Raw genomic sequence first — 2,516 nt, 5'->3', positions numbered from 1 at the left:
GTAAGCGGGTAACCGAGGCCGTTATGGCTTGAAGTTCCAAGGCATCAGTTCGGTAATCTGGTTGTTAGGCCAGCCGCCGGCGATGCGCTGTAGGGTCTGGGTCAGCCATGCGTGCGGATCGACGCCGTTCATCTTGGCTGTGGTGAGCAGCGTTGCGATTGTGGCCCAGGCTCGCCCACCACCATCGGAGCCGGCAAAGAGCGCATTCTTGCGCGTAATGGTCTGCGGACGGATTGCGCGTTCGACGATGTTGGAGTCGATCTCGATACGACCATCGGCGAGGAAGCGCTCGAGGGCAGCGCGGCGGCTCAGGGTATAGCGGATGGCCTCGGCCAGTTTGGATTTGCCCGACAGGCGCGGCAGCTCCCGGTCCAGCATGTCGAACAACGAGACTACGATGGGACCGGATCGCTCGGCGCGGATGCTGGCACGCAGGTCGGAACCATGGCCGCGGATATCCTCCTCGATGGCCCAGAGGGGCGCCATCGCCTTGACCACAGCGCTGGCAAAGGGCGAGCCATCGCTGGCATGCAGGTCGAAGAACTTGCGCCGCGCGTGGGCCCAGCACCCGGCTAGGGTCATGGCATCATTGTCGCCACGATCCTTGCCCAGCCGATTATAGGCGGCATAGCCATCGATCTGCAGGATTCCGCGATAACCCTCCAGATGCCGGGCGACGCAATCGCCGGACCGAGAGTCCTCGAACCGATAGGCCACCATCGGCGGTCCTGATCCACCGAACGGTCGATCATCCCGGGCATAAGCCCAGAGCCAGGCGGTCTTCACCTTGCCCGAGCCCGGCGCCAGCGTCGGTAATCGGGTCTCATCGGCAAAGACCCGCTCGCCCTGTTTGATGGTGTGCAGAACATACTGGGCCAGCGGCTCGAGCTCGAAGCCAAGCCGGCCCATCCACTGAGCCATCAGCGAGCGATCCAGTTCCACACCGTCCCGGGCGTAAATCTCTTCCTGCCGATAGAGCGGCAAGCCATCGGCATATTTGCTGACCGCCACCTGGGCCAGCAGCGCCTCGGTCGGGATGCCTCCGGCAATCAGGTGATCGGGTGCGGCCGCCTGCACGATGCGGTCTTCGCCATCGGCCAGGCGGTATGCGTATTTGGGCCGGCGGGTGACAATGACGCGGAACTTGGCGGGAGTGACGTCGAGGCGCTCGGAGACGTCCTCGCCGATGCGGATAGCTTCAAGACCAACGCAATCGAGCGGCATCTCTGGCTCGATGACCTGTTCGATACGCTCCAGGTGTGGCGCGAAGCCCTTGCGAGGACGTGAAGCCCGTGGCGTCGCAGCTTGTTTGTCGCGCGCGGCCAGCCCGGCCTCGATCTCGCCAATGCCGGTCTCGATCTCGTCGAACACGAAGGCCATTTGCTCGTCATCGAGCGGGTCGTGCCGCAGCCGTTCAGAGCGTGTGCCGTATTGGGCACGCTGCAGCATGGCGATGATCGAGGTCAGTCGCGCAATCCGCTCGTCGGCCGTGGCGTTGATGAGCTTGAGTTCGGCAATTTCGGCTTCCAGTGCCAGACGCTCCTGATCGGCCGACGCCTTTTCGGCATGGGCAGCAGCGATCATCGCCTTGAGGGCGTCGACATCATCAGGAAGCTGCTGCGGATCGGCCGGAACCATGGCCGCATCATGGCACAAAACGCCCCGTATTGCCTCAGCTTTCGTGCCAGTGAGTCAGTCTGCCGCAGGGTTTTACCCAGCCGATTGCGGGGTGCTCTCAGGCACCGCGTGCACCCGTTTCCAGTCCATTCCTTCTACCAATGCCAGCAGTTGTGCAGTGCTCAACTGCACCCGGCTATGGCCAATCCGCGGCCAGCAGAATGCCGCCTTCTCCAGACGCTTGGCGTAGAGACAAAGGCCTGTTCCATCCCACCAAACGATCTTGATCCGATCCGCCCGCTTTGCTCGGAACACATAGAGCGAGCCGTTGAAGGGATCCGCACCGGCATCGCGCACCAGGCCGATCAGGCCATCTGGTCCTTTCCTAAAATCCACCGGCTGGCTGGCCAGGAAGACCTTTACGCCCGAGGGGATCATGCGGACCGGACGGCGCGAAGCACACGGCGCAGGTGATCCTCATCAACATCAGCGCCGACACGGACCAGCATGCCATCCAAGAAAAGCTCAATGGCCGTGCCGTCCGCCGTTCCGGTCCCCGTCGCGCTCGTGCTTACCCGTTTTACTTTGCCCTTGCCGGCCGCCTCGGACCGCCAGCCGAACAGCTGCGATGGCAATATCCCAATCTCGCGTGCGAGCGCCGACACGTTCGCGCCCGGCTCCAGGCTCCGAGCGACCATCGCCGCCTTAAACTCGTCCGACCAGCGACGCCGGCGTGCTACCGGAGCACCTTCCAGACGATCCGGAACAGCCTCAATCAGATGGAAACTTCTATCCGCACGCATAGTCGCAGACATAGAACATGACACCCCCACCAATCAGAGAGTGCCAAATACCGCCGCCTCAACCGGCTGAACAGACGGGGTCAGCTTAGCGCTTAC

3 protein-coding genes are annotated in these 2,516 nt (G+C 62.8%); all 3 read right to left on the bottom strand.

Annotation, left to right across the window (positions count from 1 at the left end):
• Positions 1-21: 21 nt before the first annotated feature.
• Positions 22-1,638 carry an IS66 family transposase gene (gene tnpC, locus DEVEQU_RS00015; RefSeq protein WP_126148522.1) on the bottom strand — a complete coding sequence of 539 codons (1,617 nt, stop codon included), beginning with the start codon at positions 1,636-1,638 and terminating at the stop codon, positions 22-24.
• A 72-nt stretch (positions 1,639-1,710) separates the two neighbouring features.
• The gene (tnpB, locus tag DEVEQU_RS00010) at positions 1,711-2,055 is read right to left on the bottom strand and encodes an IS66 family insertion sequence element accessory protein TnpB (RefSeq protein WP_126148521.1); all 345 of its coding nucleotides are present in this window, start codon (positions 2,053-2,055) and stop codon (positions 1,711-1,713) included.
• A complete protein-coding gene (locus DEVEQU_RS20185) occupies positions 2,052-2,432 on the bottom strand; it encodes a transposase (RefSeq protein WP_386849576.1) in 381 nt (126 codons plus the stop codon). The genes tnpB and DEVEQU_RS20185 overlap by 4 nt, the downstream gene beginning before the upstream one ends.
• Positions 2,433-2,516: the final 84 nt, after the last annotated feature.

It is taken from the genome of Devosia equisanguinis, assembly GCF_900631955.1.
Classification (GTDB): Bacteria; Pseudomonadota; Alphaproteobacteria; order Rhizobiales; family Devosiaceae; genus Devosia; species Devosia equisanguinis.
Note: the sequence above shows the minus strand (reverse complement) of the source record. Positions and strands in the feature narration are given on the sequence as shown.